Consider the following 19,183-nt stretch of genomic DNA (forward strand, 5'->3'; position numbering starts at 1 on the left):
GTAAGAAATTTACGGTCACGGTGCGGGGCTTTTTCGCGTTCATGACTGAGCGGCAGACCGCGCTTTGCCGGCCTTCCGGAAATCGAGATAGGAAAGCCCCAGGACCAGCACGGGGGCCACGATGCACATCAGTGTGACGCGGAGGGGCCCGTCGGTGAGAAGGACGATCAGGAGCACCACGGCGGCGCTGCCCACAAAACCGAAGAACTGCCGGTAGGAGGCGAAGCCCCCTGTGGGCGCGGGCCGGGTCGTCGGCGGCGTACTCACCTCATCGGGGCCGTCGTCTTCGTGCCACACGGCGCGAGCCGGGTGGCTGCGGCCGTCGTGCCTGGCTTGCCGCCAAGCGAAGAACCAGCGACCCAGGACGTAGAAAACGATCACGCCCAGGTAGATCCACCATTCGACGGGATCGTCGGGTAATGAGCGAGCCAGTGTCATGCGCACCGTATGCCCCGACGACTGGGGAGTAGACGGTTCCACATGTGGTGCGAGCCATCGCCGGACGCATCGGCATCGGCATCGGCGCCGGACGCACAGGCATCGGCACCGAGCTCAACTTCCGCGCAGACAGCCGGAGTTGGTGCTCTCGCCGTCCGGTCCGTATGCGTATGCCAGGCCGGCCTTGGGCGGGGGAGTGGAGTCGTGGACCTTCGGTGAGGTACGACGAAGAGCGGGACCCAGTGGAACTGGATCCCGCTCTCGAAGTTCGGCACTCGCGCTGATCAACCGCATGACCTGGGTTGAAGCGAAGTGCCCCCGGCAGGATTCGAACCTGCGCACACGGCTCCGGAGGCCGTTGCTCTATCCCCTGAGCTACGGGGGCGTGCGCCGCGTTCGGCGGCGACGGGTAGAACCCTACCAGCTCTGTCGGGGTGGCCGTGAACAGGTATTTCGGTCTCCCCGGCGGCCCGCTTCCCCCGCGTGGGGTGGAAGTGGGGAAAACCCGGACGCGGCGCCCTCCTCGGACCTAACCTCGAAGTGTGTCAGGCGTGTCCGGTCGGGTCCTTGTGGTGGACGACAACAAGGTCATCCGGCAGTTGATCAGGGTCAACCTCGAGCTGGAGGGCTTCGAGGTCGTGACCGCGGCCGATGGTGCCGAATGCCTGGAAGTCGTGCACCAGGTCAGCCCCGATGTGATCACGCTCGACGTGGTCATGCCCCGGCTCGACGGACTGCGTACGGCGGCTCGGCTGCGTTCGGACCCGAGGACGAGCGGGCTGCCCGTCGCCATCATCAGTGCCTGCACCCAGTACGAGGTGGAGACCGGGCTCGCCTCCGGTGTCGACGCCTTTCTCGCGAAGCCCTTCGAGCCGGCGGAACTGGTCAGGCTCATACGGCAACTGCTGCACCGGGAGGCTCCGCCGTCCAGCGACGGCAGCAGGGAGTCCGGGCGGGCCGGCAGCACCCGGGGCTGACCCCGCCCGTCCACCCGAGCCCGCCCGCCCCGCCTCCGCCCTCTGCCCGTATGGCGAAACCGGTTCGCGGAGGGACCCCCCCTCTCCCATACGCTGGTCACGTGACCCCCGCCGAGCTCTCCCGTACCGTCGCGCACGTCGTGCGTGGCGCGGTCGGCGAGGGCGCTCTGGGTGCGGTGGGTGACGTGGTGCCCGAGGCCGTCAAGGTCGAGCGGCCCCGCCCCGGGGGCGCCGGCGACTACGCCAGCGGGATCGCTCTCAAGCTCGCCTCCGCGGCGGGGCTGCCTCCCCGCCAGGTGGCCGAGGTGCTGCGACAGCGGATCGCCGGGCGGCCCGGGATCGCCTCCGTCGAGATCAGCGGGCCCGGCTTCCTCAACATCACCCTTGACCGCGACGCCCAGTACGACCTCGTACGCCACATTCTCGAGTCGACGAGTGGGGTGGGTGCGGCGGGTGCGGGGAGGGTGACGTCCGGTCGCGCCCCTTATGGACACGGCGACGCCCTCCGCGGTGAAACCCACGAGTTCGTCGATGGCGTGGACGAGCGCGGGCGGGTCGTCGTCGAGGTCGTGGTGGGGCTGCTCCGGGCTCAGGGGGCGGTCGCGCGGGTCGTTCCGGGCGGGAGCGGGCGGAAGCTCGCCGTCGTGCCCTGTCCCGTGCCCCGGCTCGCCGAGCTCGTCGGGGTCGACGCGGCCCGCTGGGCCATGCTCAGGGCCGCCCGGCACGACCGGCCCCGTACCGACGTCGAGGAGTTGCTCGCCCAGCGGGAGAGCAACTCCCTGTTCCGGGTGCGGTACGCGTACTCCCGCAGCCGTGCCCTCACGCGCAACGCCCTGGAGTTGGGGTTCCGCTCCGAGGCCGGGCCCGTGCCCGAGGGGGGTGCGCTGCTCGGATTGTTGGGCGACCACCCCACCGTGCTCGAAGGCGCCGCCCGGCACCGGGCGCCCGACCGGCTGGCGCGGCACCTCGAAGCCGTCGCCGACGAACTGCTGCGTCACCAGCACGCGGTGCTGCCGCGCGGCGACGAGAAACCCTCGGCCGCCCACCGCTCCCGGCTGGCCCTCGCCGAGGCCGCCGGGACGGTGCTGGCCGGTGGCCTGTCCCTGCTCGGCATCGACGCCCCCGAGTTTCTGTGACATGCGGCGACCCACACCGTCAGCCGCCGTCATGACCGCAGACGTGTAAGAGAAAGACGTACCGAACATGAGCCGATCCGCGCACCCCGCCGGACCCCGCCACGCCGACGTGCTGACCGAGGGGCACTACTCCGCGCCGCCCGCCGACCTCAACGCCCTCGATCCGAAGGTCTGGTCGAGCACCGTCGACCGCGGCGCGGACGGCGAGCTGACCGTCGGCGGGCTCCAAGTGACGCGCCTGGCCGAGGAGTTCGGCACGCCCGCCTACTTCCTCGACGAGTCCGACTTCCGCTCCCGGTGCCGTGCCTGGGCCGAGGCCTTCGGGCCGGGCGCCGACGTGTTCTACGCCGGGAAGGCCTTCCTGTCGCGGGCCGTCGTGCGCTGGCTGCACGAGGAGGGACTCAACCTCGACGTGTGCTCCGGCACCGAACTCGTCACCGCCCTCGACGCGGGAATGCCCGCCGAGCGCATCGCCTTCCACGGCAACAACAAGAGCGAGGCCGAGATCCGGCGGGCCGTCGAGGCCGGGGTCGGCCGGATCGTGCTCGACTCGTTCCAGGAGATCGTGCGCGTCGCGCACATCGCCCGAGAGCTGGGCACCGTGCAGAAGGCCTTCCTCCGGGTCACCGTCGGCGTCGAGGCGCACACCCACGAGTTCATCGCCACCGCGCACGAGGACCAGAAGTTCGGCATCGCCCTCGCCGACGGCCAGGCCGCCGAGGCGGTGCGCCGCGCCCTCAGGCTCGACGGGCTCGAACTCGTCGGCATCCACTCGCACATCGGCTCGCAGATCTTCGACATGGCGGGCTTCGAGGTGTCCGCGCGCCGCGTCGTCCAACTGCTCGCCGAGGTGCGCGACGAGCACGGCGTCGAGCTGCCCGAGATCGACCTCGGCGGCGGGCTCGGCATCGCGTACACCTCCGACGACGACCCCCGCGAGCCGCACGAGATCGCCAAGGCGCTGACCGAGATCGTCACGCGCGAGTGCGACGCGGCCGGCCTGCGCGTGCCCCGCATCTCCGTCGAGCCGGGCCGCGCGATCGTGGGGCCGACCGCCTTCACCCTGTACGAGGTCGGCACGATCAAGCCGCTCGAAGGGCTGCGGACGTATGTGAGTGTGGACGGCGGCATGTCCGACAACATCCGCACCGCGCTGTACGACGCCGAGTACTCGGTCTCGCTCGTCTCGCGCACCTCCGACGCCGAGCCGATGCTGGTGAGGGTGGTCGGCAAGCACTGTGAGAGCGGCGACATCGTGGTCCGGGACGCGTTCCTGCCCGCCGACCTCGCGCCCGGTGATCTGATCGGGGTGCCGGCGACCGGCGCGTACTGCCGCTCCATGGCCAGCAATTACAACCACGCGCTGCGCCCGCCGGTCGTCGCCGTACGGGATGGATCGGCGCGCGTGATCGTCCGGCGTGAGACGGAGGAAGATCTCCTGCGTCTCGACGTCGGGTAGATGAAATAGTTGTCTCAGGATCCGGACCGAGGGCAGAAACCCCGGTCCGGTGAGTGAGACTGGTTCGCATTCCAGGTTTGAAGAGGAAACGAGGTCGGATGATGCGTACGCGTCCGCTGAAGGTGGCGCTGCTGGGCTGTGGAGTGGTCGGCTCAGAGGTGGCGCGCATCATGACGACGCACGCCGACGACCTCGCGGCGCGCATCGGCGCCCCCGTCGAGCTCGCCGGGGTGGCCGTCCGCCGGCCCTCCAAGGTGCGTGAGGGCATCGACCCCGCCCTGGTCACCACCGACGCCACCGCCCTCGTGAAACGCGGCGACATCGACGTCGTCGTCGAGGTGATCGGCGGCATCGAGCCCGCCCGCACCCTCATCACCACCGCGTTCGAGCACGGCGCCTCCGTCGTCTCCGCGAACAAGGCGCTGCTCGCCCAGGACGGGGCCGCTCTGCACGCCGCCGCCGTCGAGCACGGCCGGGACCTGTACTACGAGGCCGCCGTCGCCGGCGCGATCCCGCTGATCCGCCCGCTGCGCGAGTCGCTGGTCGGCGACAAGGTGAACCGCGTGCTCGGCATCGTCAACGGCACCACCAACTTCATCCTCGACAAGATGGACTCGACGGGCGCCGGCTACCAGGAGGCCCTCGACGAGGCCACCGCGCTCGGCTACGCCGAGGCCGACCCGACCGCCGACGTCGAGGGCTTCGACGCCGCCGCCAAGGCCGCCATCCTCGCGGGGATCGCCTTCCACACCCGGGTCCGCCTCGACGACGTGTACCGCGAGGGCATGACCGAGGTCACCTCCGCCGACTTCGCGTCGGCGCGCCAGATGGGCTGCACCATCAAACTGCTCGCGATCTGCGAGCGGGCGGCCGACAACGGTTCCGTGACCGCCCGGGTGCACCCCGCGATGATCCCGCTCGACCATCCGCTGGCCTCCGTGCGGGGCGCCTACAACGCGGTGTTCGTCGAGGCCGAGGCCGCCGGTCAGCTCATGTTCTACGGGCCCGGCGCGGGTGGCGCACCGACCGCCTCCGCCGTCCTCGGGGACCTCGTCGCGGTCTGCCGCAACAAGCTCGCGGGGGCCACCGGTCCCGGCGACTCGGCGTACACCCGGCTGCCGGTCAGTCCCATGGGCGATGTCGTCACCCGCTACCACATCAGCCTCGACGTGGCGGACAAACCGGGCGTGCTCGCCCAGGTGGCGACGGTCTTCGCCGAGCACGGGGTGTCCATCGACACCGTGCGGCAGTCCGGCAAGGACGGCGAGGCCTCCCTCGTCGTCGTCACTCACCGCGCGGCCGACGCGGCCCTCACCGGGACCGTGGACGCCCTGCGCAAGCTCGACACCGTGCGTGGTGTCGCCAGCATCATGCGTGTTGAAGGGGAGTAACCAGCAATGACCCACCAGTGGCGCGGAATCATCGAGGAGTACCGGGACCGGCTCCCCGTCTCCGCTACGACGCCGGTCGTCAGCCTCCGCGAGGGCGGCACGCCGCTCGTACCCGCGCAGGTGCTCTCCGAGCGCACGGGCTGCGAGGTCCACCTCAAGGTCGAGGGTGCCAACCCGACCGGGTCCTTCAAGGACCGCGGCATGACGATGGCGATCACCCGGGCCAAGGAGGAGGGCGCCAAGGCCGTCATCTGCGCCTCCACCGGCAACACCTCCGCCTCGGCCGCCGCCTACGCGGTGCGGGCCGGGATGGTGTGCGCGGTCCTCGTGCCGCAGGGCAAGATCGCGCTGGGCAAGATGGGCCAGGCGCTCATCCACGGCGCCAAGATCCTCCAGGTCGACGGCAACTTCGACGACTGCCTCACGCTGGCCCGCTCGCTCTCCGACAACTACCCGGTGGCGCTGGTCAATTCGGTCAACCCGGTGCGCATCGAGGGCCAGAAGACCGCCGCGTTCGAGATCGTGGACGCGCTGGGCGACGCCCCCGACATCCACGTCCTGCCCGTGGGCAACGCCGGCAACATCACGGCGTACTGGAAGGGCTACAGCGAGTACGCCGCCGACGGCGTCTCGACGCACCGCCCGCGCATGTGGGGCTTCCAGGCCTCGGGTTCGGCGCCGATCGTGCGCGGGGAGGTCGTCAAGGACCCCTCGACGATCGCCACCGCGATCCGTATCGGCAACCCGGCCTCGTGGCAGTTCGCGCTGGCCGCGCGGGACGAATCCGGGGGCTTCATCGACGAAGTGACGGACCGTGAGATCCTGCGCGCCTACCGGCTGCTGGCCTCGCAGGAGGGCGTCTTCGTCGAGCCCGCCTCCGCGGCCTCGGTCGCCGGGCTGCTCAAGGCCGCCGAGCGCGGCCTCGTCGACCCGGGCCAGAAGATCGTCTGCACGGTGACCGGAAACGGCCTGAAGGACCCCGACTGGGCCGTCGCCGGAGCACCGCAGCCCGTCACCGTCCCGGTGGACGCGGCGGCCGCGGCCGAGCGCCTCGGTCTCGCGTAGCGGCCGCTCGCTCGTCGCGTACGCGTCCCGCCCCGGTGGGACGCGTACGTAAAGCCGGACAAGCCCGCACGTAGGGGCACAGGGGGCTCGCGACACGCATCGTGCGCCTCCTGTGCGCCCTATGTCGCCGCGGAACCTTCCTTCGATAGGCTGTACCCAACCCGCCCCGCCGCATATGCCGTGGTGCAGTCGCCCACGTGGCCCTCGGGTGTTTTGTACGTCTCCGAAAACCTCGCAGCAGACCCCAGCAGCAGCCTCACAAGGAGTCATCAGAGCGATGGCCGGTCCCGCATTCCGCGCCGCCGCCGTACGGGTGCGCGTCCCCGCCACCAGTGCCAACCTCGGCCCGGGCTTCGACTCCCTGGGCCTGTCACTGGGGCTCTACGACGACGTGGTCGTCCGCGTCGCCGACTCCGGCCTGGGCATCGACATCGCGGGCGAGGGCGCCGAGACGCTGCCCCGCGACGAGAGCCACCTCCTCGTACGGTCCCTGCGCACCGCGTTCGACCTGCTCGGCGGGCAGCCGCGCGGTCTTGAGGTCGTGTGCGCCAACCGCATCCCGCACGGCCGCGGCCTCGGCTCCTCCTCCGCCGCCATCTGCGCCGGCATCGTCGCCGCGCGCGCCGTGACCATAGGCGGCGACGCCCGCCTCGACGACGCGGCCCTGCTGGAGCTCGCGACCGAGATCGAGGGCCACCCCGACAACGTGGCCGCCTGTCTGCTCGGCGGTTTCACGCTCTCCTGGATGGACGGCGGCTCGGCCCGCGCGATCAGGATGGATCCGGCGGACTCCGTCGTTCCGGTGGTCTTCGTGCCCGGCAAGGCGGTCCTGACCGAGACGGCCCGCGGGCTCCTGCCGCGCACGGTCCCGCACGTCGACGCCGCGGCCAACGCCGGCCGGGCGGCCCTGCTCGTGGAGGCCCTGACCAGGCGCCCCGAGCTGCTGCTGGCCGCCACCGAGGACCGGCTCCACCAGGAGTACCGCGCGCCGGCCATGCCGGAGAGCGTGGCGCTGGTCAACCGGCTGCGCGCGGACGGCGTCCCCGCGGTCATCTCCGGCGCGGGGCCGACCGTGCTCGCGCTGGTCGAGGAAGGTGCCGCCGACAAGGTCGCACGCCTGGCGGGGGAGGGGTGGGCCGCCAACCGGCTCGGCCTCGACGCCGCGGGTGCGAGCGTCCTGCCGCTCGGGTCGTAGACGGGCGCGGGAAGCGCGGCTTGCCGGTGAACGAGAGGGGGAATGTTTGTTGGATCCGGTAGTGTTAACCTCAAGTCTGCATCGGTCGTCTTCGTGGCGCGGTGCTTCGTGTCCCCTTCAGGGACCGCCTTTCTTCCGAGAGCCTCCCCAACTGCCTGCGCAGCCTGCCTGAGCAGTTTCGAGCACGCTCCGGAACCGGCACGACACCCCACGCTTTTTCCCGGCAGGGGCCGAGCAGGGGGATCTCGGGCCGGAACCCACGCACTTTTGTCTCTCCGCCGTACGCGGCGGACCACCGCCCCGGCACGATCAGTGGTCGAGAAGATCACGGGACGCAGCCGGACAGCACAACCGGTCGCCGAGCCAGACAGGCCGACGTCCGCTCCAGGGAAGGACCCTTCGTGAGCGACACCACCGATCTGATGGGCGTGACTGCCGACAGCTCTGTCGACACCTCCGCGCCCGCCGCAGGTGCTGCCTCTGGCACCACCTCACGGCGCCGCCGCTCCGGCACCGGCCTCGACGGCATGGTCCTGGCCGAGCTGCAGCAGGTCGCGTCCGGCCTCGGCATCAGGGGCACCGCGCGCATGCGCAAGAGCCAGCTGATCGAGGTCATCAAGGAGGCGCAGGCCGGAGGCGGTTCCCCGGCCCCGGCCAAGAGCGCCGCGCCCGACGCCGAGGCCAAGCCGAAGCGCCGCGCCACCTCCAAGGCGCGTACGGGCGAGGAGGCCGCCGCGCCCGCCGCCGAGAAGCAGGCCGCGCAGCAGCAGATCGACATCCCCGGCCAGCCTTCCCCCAAGGTCTCCGACCAGGCCGCCGGCGACGAGCAGCCCGCGGGCGAGCGTCGCCGCCGCCGTGCCACCGCGCCGACCGGCAGCCCCGAGTCCGCGGCGGTCGAGACCGTCACCAAGACGGAGGTCAAGGCCGAGGTCAAGTCCGAGGGCCAGCAGCCCGAGGGCAGGGCCACCGAAGCGGTCGACACCGCCGAGGGCCGCCGGGAGCGCCGCGACCGCGGTGAGCGGGGCGAGCGCGGCGAGCGCCGGGACCGCCAGCGCGGTGACCGGGGGGAGCGCCAGACCCAGGACCGTAGCGACCGCGGCGACCGCGGTGACCGTGGAGAGCGCCAGGACCGCGACCGCGGTGACCGCGGTGAGCGCCGCGGCAAGGGCGACGACCAGCAGGGCGGCCAGCGCCAGCAGCGCCAGGGCGGCCAGCAGGGCCAGCAGCAGAACAACAACAACGGCCCTCAGGACGACTTCGACGATGCTGACGGCCGTCGTGGCCGTCGCGGCCGCTACCGCGACCGGCGTGGCCGCCGCGGAGGCCGCGAGGAGTTCGGCGCGGAGCCGCAGGTCGCCGACGACGACGTCCTGATCCCCGTCGCGGGCATCCTCGACATCCTCGACAACTACGCGTTCATCCGGACCTCCGGCTACCTGCCGGGCCCGAACGACGTGTACGTCTCGCTGGCCCAGGTCCGCAAGAACGGTCTGCGCAAGGGTGACCACGTCACCGGTGCCGTCCGTCAGCCCAAGGACGGCGAGCGCCGCGAGAAGTTCAACGCCCTGGTGCGTCTGGACTCCTCCAACGGCATGGCGGCCGACTCGGGCCGCGGCCGCCCGGAGTTCAACAAGCTGACCCCGCTCTACCCCCAGGACCGGCTCCGTCTGGAGACCGACCCGGGCATCCTGACCACGCGGATCATCGACCTCGTGTCGCCGATCGGCAAGGGGCAGCGAGGCCTGATCGTGGCCCCGCCGAAGACCGGCAAGACCATGATCATGCAGGCGGTCGCCAACGCGATCACCCACAACAACCCCGAGTGCCACCTGATGGTCGTCCTGGTCGACGAGCGTCCGGAAGAGGTCACCGACATGCAGCGGTCGGTGAAGGGCGAGGTCATCTCCTCGACCTTCGACCGTCCCGCCGAGGACCACACCACCGTCGCCGAGCTGGCCATCGAGCGCGCCAAGCGTCTCGTCGAGCTCGGTCACGACGTGGTCGTGCTGCTCGACTCGATCACCCGCCTGGGCCGTGCGTACAACCTGGCGGCCCCGGCCTCCGGCCGCATCCTGTCCGGTGGTGTCGACTCGACGGCGCTCTACCCGCCGAAGCGCTTCTTCGGTGCGGCGCGCAACATCGAGGACGGCGGCTCGCTGACCATCCTCGCCACCGCGCTCGTGGAGACCGGCTCGCGCATGGACGAGGTGATCTTCGAGGAGTTCAAGGGCACCGGCAACATGGAGCTCAAGCTCGACCGCAAGCTCGCCGACAAGCGCATCTTCCCGGCGGTGGACGTGGACGCGTCCGGCACCCGTAAGGAAGAGATCCTGCTCGGCAGCGACGAGCTCGCGGTCGTCTGGAAGCTGCGCCGGGTGCTGCACGCCCTCGACCAGCAGCAGGCCATCGAGCTGCTCCTGGACAAGATGAAGCAGACGAAGTCGAACGCCGAGTTCCTGCTCCAGATCCAGAAGACGACGCCGGGGCCGGGCAACGGCAACGACTAGCAACTCCGGTTCCAGCAGGGCCACTTGAGAGCGCCCCCGGCACTTCGGTGCCGGGGGCGCTCTCGTGTGCGCGGGCCCGGCGGCCTCCGGGTGGGCGCTGAGGCGTACGACACACGCCCCTCGGCGGACCGGCCCCCGTGCGAAAGCGGTGGCCCGGGTGAAGCCGCAGGTGAGAGCGGTGCGACGCGGGCCGGGCCGGGCGGCGGCCCCGCGCTGCTCTTAGGGCGTTCTTAGAACCCTGTGCAACCCTTCTTGGTGCTTCGACCGTCTGACAAGTGTCGACAATCCGTACCCGCACATCGGGGTAGGGGGCATCGGAGGCACACCGGGAACTGAGGAGACCATGGCCGAGCAGGGCACACGCACCAGCCGAATACGCGGGGCGGGCAAGCGCCGCAAGCAGCCCAGCACGCGCCGTCGCGCCGTGCGGATCGCCGCCTGGAGCGCGGCCGGCGTGGTGCTCGTCGGCGGGGCCGGCCTCGGCTATGTGTACTTCCAGCTCAACGGGAACCTCAAGGGCGTCGACATCAACGCCCGGCTCGGCACCGACCGCCCCCAGAACGTCGACAACGGCTCGATGGACATCCTGGTCCTCGGCTCGGACTCGCGGGCCGGCGCCAACAAGGAGTACGGCGAGGACGAGGGCGGCGCCCGCTCCGACACGGCCATGGTGGTCCACGTCTACCAGGGCCACAAGACCGCCGGCGTCGTCTCCATCCCGCGCGACGCCCTGATCACCCGCCCCTCCTGCACCACGCAGGACGGCAGCAGGACCGACCCGGGCGCCCAGCGCCAGATGTTCAACACGGCGTACGAGGTCGGCGGCCCGGCCTGTGCCGTCAAGACCGTCGAGCAGATGTCCGGCATCCGCATGGACCACTACCTCGAGGTCGACTTCACCGGCTTCAAGAAGCTCATCGACGAGCTCGGCGGGGTGCCCGTCACCACCAACAAGCCGATCAAGGACGCCAAGAGCCACCTCGATCTGCCGGCCGGCCGGCACACCCTCGACGGGGAGCAGGCGCTCGGTCTCGTGCGGACCCGGCACGGCGTCGTCGGCGACGGCAGCGACCTCGGCCGCATCCAGCTCCAGCAGGCCTTCATCAAGGCACTGATCGGCCAGGTCGAGAGCGTCGGCGTGCTCAGCAACCCGGCCAAGCTGTACGGGCTCGCGAACGCCGCCACCAAGGCGATCACCACCGACACCGACCTCAACTCGGTCAACTCGCTCATCGGGTTCGCGAGCGGCCTCAAGGGCCTGGACGCGGCCGACGTCAAGATGATCACGCTGCCGGTGCAGTACGACAAGCGCGACCCCAACCGCGTCAGCCCGCTGCCCGCACAGTCGCGGCAGGTCTGGGAGGCCCTGTCCAAGGACCAGCCGATCCCGGCGTCCGCGACCGCCGACTCGGCGGGCGACAAGGGCACCGCGGGCGGTTACGTCGCCGGTCAGTAGGGGCGCGGCCCGGTGGAACGGGCGCCCTCGAAGGCCCTGGACCGGCCGGGGAATAGATGCGGGCGTACCCCGGTTTTGGGAGATACGGCCAGTCCTGGCAGACTGGTACGTCGGCCCCGGTTCACGTATGCGCAATCCGCGCCTGCGACCCGGAGCCCTCCCGAACCTAGGAGACACCTTGAAGCGCGACATCCACCCCGAGTACGTCGAGACCCAGGTCAGCTGCACCTGTGGCGCGGCTTTCACCACCCGTAGCACGATCGGCGGCGGCTCCATCCGCGCCGAAATCTGCTCCGAGTGCCACCCGTTCTACACGGGCAAGCAGAAGATCATGGACACCGGTGGCCGTGTGGCCCGCTTCGAGGCCCGCTTCGGCAAGGCCGCTGCCGGCTCCGCCCAGAAGTAGCGAGCCCACTGCGCCGGTCCGCGGCGCCTCCTTCCCGGGGGCGCCGCGACCGGCGCTTTGCCGTCCAGTCCTACTTCTTCGTCTGAACCAGGAGTCACCGATGTTCGAAGCGGTCGAGGATCTGATCGGCGAGCACGCCGACCTCGAGGCGAAGCTCGCCGACCCTTCGGTCCACGCCGACCAGGCCAACGCGCGCAAGCTGAGCAAGCGCTACGCCGAGCTGACGCCGATCGTCGGGACCTACCGCGCCTGGAAGCAGACGGGCGAGGACATCGAGACGGGCCGTGAGTACGCGGCCGACGACCCCGACTTCGCCGCCGAGGTCAAGGACCTGATCGCGCAGCGCGAGCAGCTCACCGAGAAGCTCCGCCTGCTCCTGGTCCCGCGCGACCCCAGCGACGACAAGGACGTCCTCCTGGAGATCAAGGCGGGCGCGGGCGGCGACGAGTCGGCCCTGTTCGCCGGAGACCTCCTGCGCATGTATCTGCGCTACGCCGAGCGGGTCGGCTGGAAGACCGAGATCATCGACTCCACCGAGTCCGACCAGGGCGGCTACAAGGACGTCCAGGTCGCCGTGAAGACCAAGGGCGGCCAGGGCGCGACCGAGCCCGGCCAGGGCGTCTGGGCGCGGCTGAAGTACGAGGGCGGCGTGCACCGCGTGCAGCGCGTGCCCGCGACCGAGTCGCAGGGCCGCATCCACACCTCCGCCGCCGGCGTGCTGGTCACGCCCGAGGCCGAGGAGGTCGACGTCGAGATCAACATGAACGATCTGCGCATCGACGTGTACCGCTCCTCCGGCCCCGGCGGCCAGTCCGTCAACACCACCGACTCCGCCGTGCGCATCACGCACGTACCGACCGGTGTCGTCGCCTCCTGCCAGAACGAGAAGAGCCAGCTCCAGAACAAGGAGCAGGCCATGCGCATCCTGCGCTCGCGGCTCCTCGCCGCGGCCCAGGAGAAGGCCGAGGCCGAGGCCGCCGACGCCCGCCGCAGCCAGGTGCGCACCGTCGACCGCTCCGAGAAGATCCGGACGTACAACTTCCCGGAAAACCGCATCTCGGACCACCGGGTCGGCTTCAAGGCGTACAACTTGGACCAGGTGCTCGACGGCGACCTGGACGCGATGATCCAGGCCTGCGTCGACGCGGACTCCGCGGCCAAGCTCGCGGCCGCCCAGTAATCACACCCCCGTACGACTGCCGGAGGACCAGCGTGCAGCAAAACACTGGGGGGCGCCCCCCAGGCCCCCGAAGCGTGCTGCTTGCCGAGGTGGCCCAGGCCACCCAGCGGCTGGCCGACGCCGGCGTGCCTTCCCCGCGCTTCGACGCGGAGGAGCTCGCCGCGCACATCCACGGGGTGAAGCGGGGAGAGCTGCACAACGTCAAGGACGCCGACTTCGACGCCCGCTACTGGGAGGCGATCGCCCGCCGCGAGGCCCGCGAACCGCTCCAGCACATCACCGGCCGCGCCTTCTTCCGCTACCTCGAACTCCACGTCGGGCCGGGGGTGTTCGTGCCCCGCCCGGAGACCGAGTCGGTGGTCGGCTGGGCCATAGACGCCGTCCGCGCGATGGACGTCGTCGAGCCGCTCATCGTCGACCTGTGCACCGGCTCGGGCGCCATCGCGCTCGCCATGGCGCAGGAGGTGCCCCGCTCGCGCGTGCACGCCGTCGAGCTGTCCGAGGACGCCCTGGCGTGGACGCGGAAGAACGTCGAGGGGTCCCGCGTCGTTCTCCACCAGGGCGACGCGCTCACCGCGCTGCCCGAGCTGGACGGCCAGGTCGACCTGGTCATCTCCAACCCGCCGTACATCCCGCTCACCGAGTGGGAGTACGTCGCCCCCGAGGCGCGCGACCACGACCCCGAGCTCGCGCTGTTCTCCGGCGAGGACGGCCTCGACACCATCCGGGGCATCGAACGGACCGCGCACCGCCTCCTGCGGCCCGGTGGGCTCGTCGTCATCGAGCACGCCGACACCCAGGGCGGCCAAGTGCCGTGGATCTTCAACGAGGAGCAGGGGTGGACGGACGCGGCCGACCACCCCGACCTGAACAACCGCCCCCGCTTCGCCACGGCCCGCAAGGCCACACCGTGATCCGCGTGAACACCCAGACCGTGTATGTGTACGAGGAGGCCCGCTAATGGCTCGGCGATACGACTGCAACGACGCGACCGACCGCACGACCGGTCTGCGCGAAGCCGCGTCCGCCGTCCGCCGCGGCGAGCTCGTGGTGCTGCCGACCGACACCGTGTACGGGATCGGCGCCGACGCGTTCAGCTCGCAGGCCGTCAGTGATCTGCTGGACGCCAAGGGCCGCGGCCGCAACATGCCCACGCCCGTGCTCATCGGCTCGCCGAACACCCTGCACGGCCTGGTCACCGACTTCACCGAGCAGGCCTGGGAGCTCGTCGACGCGTTCTGGCCGGGCGCCCTCACCCTGGTCACGCGCCACCAGCCGTCCCTTCAGTGGGACCTCGGCGACACCCGGGGCACCGTCGCGATCCGGATGCCGCTGCACCCGGTCGCCATCGAGCTGCTCAACGAGGTCGGCCCGATGGCCGTGTCCTCCGCCAACCTCACCGGCCACCCCTCGCCCGAGGACTGCGACGCGGCCCAGGGCATGCTCGGCGACTCCGTCTCCGTGTACCTGGACGGCGGCCCGACGCCGGGCATCGTCCCGTCGTCGATCGTGGACGTGACCGGCAAGGTCCCGGTGCTGCTGCGCGCCGGCGCGCTCGACGCGGACGAGCTGCGCAAGGTGGTACCCGACCTCGAGGTGGCCAATTGACCGCCCCTGAGGGGCGTGGCATAGGCACGGTCCACCCCGCGGTGGACTCGTTCCGCATCCTCCACGTCAGCACCGGCAACGTCTGCCGCTCGCCCATCACCGAGCGGCTGACCCGCCATGCCCTGAGCGACCGGCTCGGGGACCCGTTCTCGGGCGGCCTCATCGTGGAGAGCGCCGGCACCTGGGGGCACGAGGGCGCTCCGATGGAGGCCAACGCGGCCGCCGTCCTCGCCGACTTCGGCGCCGACGCGACCGGCTTCACCGGGCGCGAGCTCCTCGACGAACACGTCATCACCGCCGACCTGGTCCTGACCGCGACCCGCGACCACCGGGCCCAGGTCATCTCCATGGGCCACTCGGCGGGCCTGCGCACCTTCACCCTGAAGGAGTTCACCCGGCTCGTACGGGCCATAGACCCGGCCACCCTGCCCGACCCGCTCCAGGAGGGCATGGTCGAGCGTGCCAGAGCGCTGGTGCGGGCCGCGGCCGCGCTGCGCGGCTGGCTGCTCGCCCCCAGCGCCGAGGCCGACGAGGTCAACGACCCCTACGGCGCCCCCATCACGTTCTTCCGCTCCATCGGCGACGAGATCAACCAGGCGCTCGACCCGGTCGTCACCGCGCTGACGGGCGTGCCGACCCACCACTGACCCCACCCGGGGGTATCGACTCCCGCACGCCGGGCGGCCCCGGCGGCCGAGGCCTACGCTGAAGTCATGCCGGTCATCTCCGCGGAAAGCGCCCAACTCGCGGGGTCCGACGCCCTCAGGCGCCAGGACCCCGAAATGGCCGACGTGCTCCTCGGCGAGGCCGAGCGCCAGGCCACCTCGCTCCAGTTGATCGCCGCCGAGAACTTCAGCTCCCCGGCGGTGCGTGCCGCGCTCGGCTCCCACCTCGGCAACAAGTACGCCGAGGGATATCCGGGCGCGCGCCACCACGGAGGGTGCGAAGTCGTCGACGTGGCCGAACGCATCGCCGTCGACCGCGCCAAGGCCCTCTTCGGGGCCGCCCACGCCAACGTCCAGACGCATTCGGGGACTTCGGCGGTACTGGCGGCCTACGCGGCGCTCCTGAAGCCCGGAGACACCGTTCTGGCGATGGGCCTCCCCTACGGCGGACACCTCACGCACGGCTCGCCCGCCAACTTCTCGGGGCGCTGGTTCGACTTCGTCGGGTACGGGGTCGAGCGGGACACCGGGCTCATCGACTACGGCGAGGTGTGGGACCTGGCGGCCGAGCACCGGCCCAAGGCGATCGTGTGCGGTTCGATCGCCTACCCCCGCCACCCGGACTACCGGGCCTTCCGCGAGATCGCCGAAGACGTGGGCGCCTACCTCATCGCGGACGCCGCGCACCCCATCGGCCTGGTCGCCGGGGGAGCGGCACCGAGCCCGGTGCCGTACGCCGACATCGTGTGCGCCACCACCCACAAGGTGCTGCGCGGCCCGCGCGGCGGGATGATCCTGTGCGGCGCCGACCTCGCCTCCCGCGTCGACCGGGCCGTCTTCCCCTTCACCCAGGGCGGCGCCCAGATGCACACCATCGCCGCCAAGGCCGTCGCCTTCGGCGAGGCGTCCACTCCCGGGTTCACGGCGTACGCCCATCAGGTGGTCGCCAACGCGCGCACGCTCGCCGAGGGGCTGCTCACCGAGGGGTTCGGCGTCTTCACCGGCGGCACCGACACCCATCTGGTGCTCGCCGACCCTTCTCCGTTCGGCGTCGACGGCCGCACCGCGCGCGGCCGTCTCGCCGGCGCCGGCATCGTCCTGGACTCCTGCGCCCTGCCGCACGCGGACGCCCGCGGCATCCGGCTCGGCATCGCCGCCGTCACCACCCAGGGCATGCGGGAGACGGAAATGGCCAGAATCGCGGTGCTGTTCGCGATGGCGATGCGAGAGGATCCCAGGGCGCGGGCGGCGGTGAGGGAACTGGCGGAAAGGTTCCCCCCTCCCTGAGGGGCGGTTCCCCAGGATCCCCAGGAGAAGGGGAATACGGGATTCGGCGCATTCTCACAGGATTCGCATAACGGCAAAAATGCGGGCTTATCCGTGCTTTACCGGGGTAGCTGCAACCATCTGCCGGATCCGGATGTCCTCAACCACATGCACGCGAAGCTAGGGTGTGGGGCTGAGATGGCCAGCGATACCTCTGGGGCAGCCCGTGCGTGAATACCTGCTGACGCTCTGCGTCACGGCCGCGGTGACCTATCTGCTCACCGGGCCGGTGCGGAAGTTCGCCATCGCCGTCGGTGCGATGCCGGAGATCCGCGCGCGTGACGTGCACCGGGAACCGACGCCGAGACTCGGCGGCATCGCCATGTTCGGCGGCCTGTGCGCGGGACTGCTCGTCGCCGACCATCTCGACGGGCTCAACGGCGTCTTCAGCCAGTCCAACGAACCGAGGGCCCTGCTGTCCGGCGCCGCGCTGATCTGGCTGATCGGCGTCCTGGACGACAAGTTCGAGATCGACGCCCTGATCAAGCTCGGCGGCCAGATGATCGCCGCCGGCGTCATGGTCATGCAGGGTCTGACGATCCTGTGGCTGCCCATCCCCGGCATCGGCTCGGTCTCGCTGACCTCCTGGCAGGGCACCCTGCTCACGGTCGCGCTCGTCGTGATCACCATCAACGCGGTGAACTTCGTGGACGGCCTCGACGGCCTGGCCGCCGGCATGGTGTGCATCGCGTCGGCGGCGTTCTTCATGTACGCCTACCGGCTCTGGTACGGGTACGGAATCGAGGCGGCCGCCCCCGCCACCCTGTTCGCCGCCATCCTCATGGGGATGTGCCTGGGCTTCCTTCCGCACAACATGCACCCGGCCAGGATCTTCATGGGCGACTCGGGCTCGATGCTGATCGGGCTCGTCCTCGCGGCGGGCGCGATCTCCATCACGGGCCAGGTCGACCCCGACGCGATGAAGCTCAACTTCGGCGGCACCCGCGACGCGACCCACGCGATGCTGCCGGTCTTCATCCCGCTCCTGATGCCCTTGACGATCATCGCGATCCCGATGGCCGACCTGGTGCTCGCGATCGTCCGCAGGACCTGGAACGGGCAGTCGCCGTTCGCCGCCGACCGGGGGCATCTGCACCACCGGCTCCTGGAGATCGGGCACTCGCACAGCCGGGCGGTGCTGATCATGTACTTCTGGTCGGCGCTCATCGCCTTCGGCGCGGTCGCCTACTCGGTGCACTCCGCGTCGATGTGGATCGTGCTGCTGATCGTCGCGCTGAGCGCGGTGGGGCTCGTCCTCCTGCTGCTGCCGCGGTTCGCCCCGCGCACCCCGCGGTGGGCCGAGCGGTTCGTTCCGCCGCGCTACCGGCGCACCCGCGAGGAGCCGGAGACGGTGCACTCGCTCGCCCCCGAGGAGGGCGACGAGGTGCGCGGCGAGCGCGCCCCGGTGGCGGCCGGAGTCTCCGGCGTCAACGGAGCGACCGCGATCGGCCCCCGTTCGCGCTTCCCCGACCGACGTAAGACCGGTGCGTCGCGCTGACGATTTGCCGCGTCCAAGCCCAATACCAGACATCTCGCCGCCCGTTGTGCACAAACGCGCGGCACCACTCTCAAGTGTGATGGGCAGCACACTTCCATGGTAAAGACCTCATCAAATAGTTTGTGATACGGTTCACGAGACCCGGCGCCAGAGCCGAAGGACCGTAGTGCGACGGTCCGTTGGCCCGAGGGACCAACTCGGCCCGGGCTTACGCTCGTCCATGACGACACCACTTTGCCCCCACCAGCAAGCGGAGCTGCCGCCATGCCGTCCAACGACGCACGCACTCTTCTCCCCACCGCCCTACCCACCGCTGCCGCGGGCGCTGTTGCGACCCTCGTGAGCGGTGTGGTCGCGGGCGGCAAGGGAGCGGTGGGTGCCATCGTCGCGACGCTGGTCGTGATCCTCTTCATGGGCATCGGACTCGTCGTCCTGGAGCGCACTGCCAAATCGCTTCCGCATCTGTTCCAGGCCATGGGACTGATGCTGTACACCGCGCAGTTGCTCCTGCTCTTCATCTTTGTCGCGGTCTTCAAGAACACGACGCTGTTCAACCCGAAATGCTTTGCGGCAACCCTTGTGGCGCTGACCCTCGTCTGGATCGGCGCGCAGGCGCGTGCGCACATGAAGGCGAAGATCCTCTACGTCGAACCGGACACCGCCAAGGGCGACAAGCCCGAAAAGACGGGGCCGTCGTCGTGAGAGGTAGGGCCGGAATAAATGCGAGTTCAGGACCCTGCTATCGTCCGGTGCCAACTGCGGCACTGCGGGCGCGGGCATCTGAGCTGACGCCTGCTCAATCGCGAGGCTTGATGCCCGACCGCCGCCCCATCATCCGAAACACCAGTCCAGTGCCGAACCGCGGCTGCGCGCCGC

General features: G+C 70.7%; 17 protein-coding genes and 1 tRNA gene. 16 read left to right on the forward strand and 2 right to left on the reverse strand.

Annotated features, from left to right (window positions below; all coding sequences use genetic code 11):
* Nucleotides 1-39: 39 nt before the first annotated feature.
* The gene (locus N4G70_RS21235; RefSeq protein ID WP_261714267.1) at nucleotides 40-438 is read right to left on the reverse strand and encodes a hypothetical protein; all 399 of its coding nucleotides are present in this window, start codon (nucleotides 436-438) and stop codon (nucleotides 40-42) included.
* Nucleotides 439-751: 313 nt separating this feature from the next.
* Nucleotides 752-823 (reverse strand) — tRNA-Arg (locus N4G70_RS21240).
* A 166-nt stretch (nucleotides 824-989) separates the two neighbouring features.
* On the opposite strand from N4G70_RS21240, the gene N4G70_RS21245 reads away from it, so the two are divergent.
* The 16 genes from N4G70_RS21245 to N4G70_RS21320 all read left to right on the forward strand — a co-directional run bounded on the left by N4G70_RS21245 (nucleotide 990) and on the right by N4G70_RS21320 (nucleotide 19,009).
* On the forward strand, nucleotides 990-1,415 hold the full coding sequence (locus N4G70_RS21245) for a response regulator (RefSeq protein ID WP_261714268.1): 426 nt from the start codon (nucleotides 990-992) through the stop codon (nucleotides 1,413-1,415).
* 101 nt (nucleotides 1,416-1,516) lie between these two features.
* On the forward strand, nucleotides 1,517-2,551 hold the full coding sequence (nrtL, locus tag N4G70_RS21250; RefSeq protein WP_261714269.1) for an ArgS-related anticodon-binding protein NrtL: 1,035 nt from the start codon (nucleotides 1,517-1,519) through the stop codon (nucleotides 2,549-2,551).
* A 67-nt stretch (nucleotides 2,552-2,618) separates the two neighbouring features.
* Complete coding sequence (lysA, locus tag N4G70_RS21255) at nucleotides 2,619-4,010, forward strand: diaminopimelate decarboxylase (protein WP_261714270.1); 1,392 nt, start codon at nucleotides 2,619-2,621, stop codon at nucleotides 4,008-4,010.
* Between the two features lie 98 nt (nucleotides 4,011-4,108).
* Nucleotides 4,109-5,401, forward strand: coding sequence for a homoserine dehydrogenase (locus N4G70_RS21260; RefSeq protein WP_261714271.1), 1,293 nt, complete (start codon nucleotides 4,109-4,111; stop codon nucleotides 5,399-5,401).
* A 6-nt stretch (nucleotides 5,402-5,407) separates the two neighbouring features.
* Nucleotides 5,408-6,466, forward strand: coding sequence for a threonine synthase (gene thrC, locus N4G70_RS21265; RefSeq protein WP_120721386.1), 1,059 nt, complete (start codon nucleotides 5,408-5,410; stop codon nucleotides 6,464-6,466).
* Nucleotides 6,467-6,743: 277 nt separating this feature from the next.
* Nucleotides 6,744-7,661, forward strand: a complete 918-nt coding sequence (thrB, locus tag N4G70_RS21270; protein ID WP_261714272.1) for a homoserine kinase — start codon at nucleotides 6,744-6,746, stop codon at nucleotides 7,659-7,661.
* Between the two features lie 401 nt (nucleotides 7,662-8,062).
* On the forward strand, nucleotides 8,063-10,168 hold the full coding sequence (rho, locus tag N4G70_RS21275) for a transcription termination factor Rho (protein ID WP_261714273.1): 2,106 nt from the start codon (nucleotides 8,063-8,065) through the stop codon (nucleotides 10,166-10,168).
* A 343-nt stretch (nucleotides 10,169-10,511) separates the two neighbouring features.
* Nucleotides 10,512-11,624 (forward strand): LCP family protein, encoded by a 1,113-nt coding sequence (locus tag N4G70_RS21280; protein WP_261714274.1) that lies wholly within the window; start codon nucleotides 10,512-10,514, stop codon nucleotides 11,622-11,624.
* A 178-nt stretch (nucleotides 11,625-11,802) separates the two neighbouring features.
* Nucleotides 11,803-12,030: a 50S ribosomal protein L31 gene (gene rpmE, locus N4G70_RS21285; RefSeq protein ID WP_053726981.1), complete on the forward strand. Its 228-nt coding sequence runs from the start codon at nucleotides 11,803-11,805 to the stop codon at nucleotides 12,028-12,030.
* 100 nt (nucleotides 12,031-12,130) lie between these two features.
* A complete protein-coding gene (gene prfA, locus N4G70_RS21290; RefSeq protein WP_261714275.1) occupies nucleotides 12,131-13,210 on the forward strand; it encodes a peptide chain release factor 1 in 1,080 nt (359 codons plus the stop codon).
* A 32-nt stretch (nucleotides 13,211-13,242) separates the two neighbouring features.
* On the forward strand, nucleotides 13,243-14,124 hold the full coding sequence (prmC, locus tag N4G70_RS21295) for a peptide chain release factor N(5)-glutamine methyltransferase (protein WP_261714276.1): 882 nt from the start codon (nucleotides 13,243-13,245) through the stop codon (nucleotides 14,122-14,124).
* Nucleotides 14,125-14,170: 46 nt separating this feature from the next.
* A complete protein-coding gene (locus N4G70_RS21300; protein ID WP_261714277.1) occupies nucleotides 14,171-14,818 on the forward strand; it encodes an L-threonylcarbamoyladenylate synthase in 648 nt (215 codons plus the stop codon).
* Nucleotides 14,815-15,465: a protein-tyrosine-phosphatase gene (locus tag N4G70_RS21305; protein ID WP_261714278.1), complete on the forward strand. Its 651-nt coding sequence runs from the start codon at nucleotides 14,815-14,817 to the stop codon at nucleotides 15,463-15,465. The genes N4G70_RS21300 and N4G70_RS21305 overlap by 4 nt, the downstream gene beginning before the upstream one ends.
* Nucleotides 15,466-15,531: 66 nt before the next feature.
* On the forward strand, nucleotides 15,532-16,770 hold the full coding sequence (gene glyA / locus N4G70_RS21310) for a serine hydroxymethyltransferase (RefSeq protein ID WP_261714279.1): 1,239 nt from the start codon (nucleotides 15,532-15,534) through the stop codon (nucleotides 16,768-16,770).
* Nucleotides 16,771-16,963: 193 nt separating this feature from the next.
* Nucleotides 16,964-18,307 (forward strand): MraY family glycosyltransferase, encoded by a 1,344-nt coding sequence (locus N4G70_RS21315; protein ID WP_261714456.1) that lies wholly within the window; start codon nucleotides 16,964-16,966, stop codon nucleotides 18,305-18,307.
* Between the two features lie 264 nt (nucleotides 18,308-18,571).
* Nucleotides 18,572-19,009: a hypothetical protein gene (locus N4G70_RS21320; protein WP_261714280.1), complete on the forward strand. Its 438-nt coding sequence runs from the start codon at nucleotides 18,572-18,574 to the stop codon at nucleotides 19,007-19,009.
* Nucleotides 19,010-19,183: the final 174 nt, after the last annotated feature.

The sequence above is a fragment of the Streptomyces sp. ASQP_92 genome, assembly GCF_025399895.1.
Lineage (GTDB): Bacteria > Actinomycetota > Actinomycetes > Streptomycetales > Streptomycetaceae > Streptomyces.

Coding starts and splice junctions, on each gene's coding strand:
- N4G70_RS21320 (WP_261714280.1), top strand. CDS start 18,572: ATGCCGTCCAACGACGCACGCACTCTTCTCCCCACCGCCCTACCCACC.
- N4G70_RS21280 (WP_261714274.1), top strand. CDS start 10,512: ATGGCCGAGCAGGGCACACGCACCAGCCGAATACGCGGGGCGGGCAAG.
- glyA (WP_261714279.1), top strand. CDS start 15,532: ATGCCGGTCATCTCCGCGGAAAGCGCCCAACTCGCGGGGTCCGACGCC.
- N4G70_RS21260 (WP_261714271.1), top strand. CDS start 4,109: ATGATGCGTACGCGTCCGCTGAAGGTGGCGCTGCTGGGCTGTGGAGTG.
- thrC (WP_120721386.1), top strand. CDS start 5,408: ATGACCCACCAGTGGCGCGGAATCATCGAGGAGTACCGGGACCGGCTC.
- N4G70_RS21235 (WP_261714267.1), bottom strand. CDS start 438: ATGACACTGGCTCGCTCATTACCCGACGATCCCGTCGAATGGTGGATC.
- lysA (WP_261714270.1), top strand. CDS start 2,619: ATGAGCCGATCCGCGCACCCCGCCGGACCCCGCCACGCCGACGTGCTG.
- N4G70_RS21300 (WP_261714277.1), top strand. CDS start 14,171: ATGGCTCGGCGATACGACTGCAACGACGCGACCGACCGCACGACCGGT.
- thrB (WP_261714272.1), top strand. CDS start 6,744: ATGGCCGGTCCCGCATTCCGCGCCGCCGCCGTACGGGTGCGCGTCCCC.
- prfA (WP_261714275.1), top strand. CDS start 12,131: ATGTTCGAAGCGGTCGAGGATCTGATCGGCGAGCACGCCGACCTCGAG.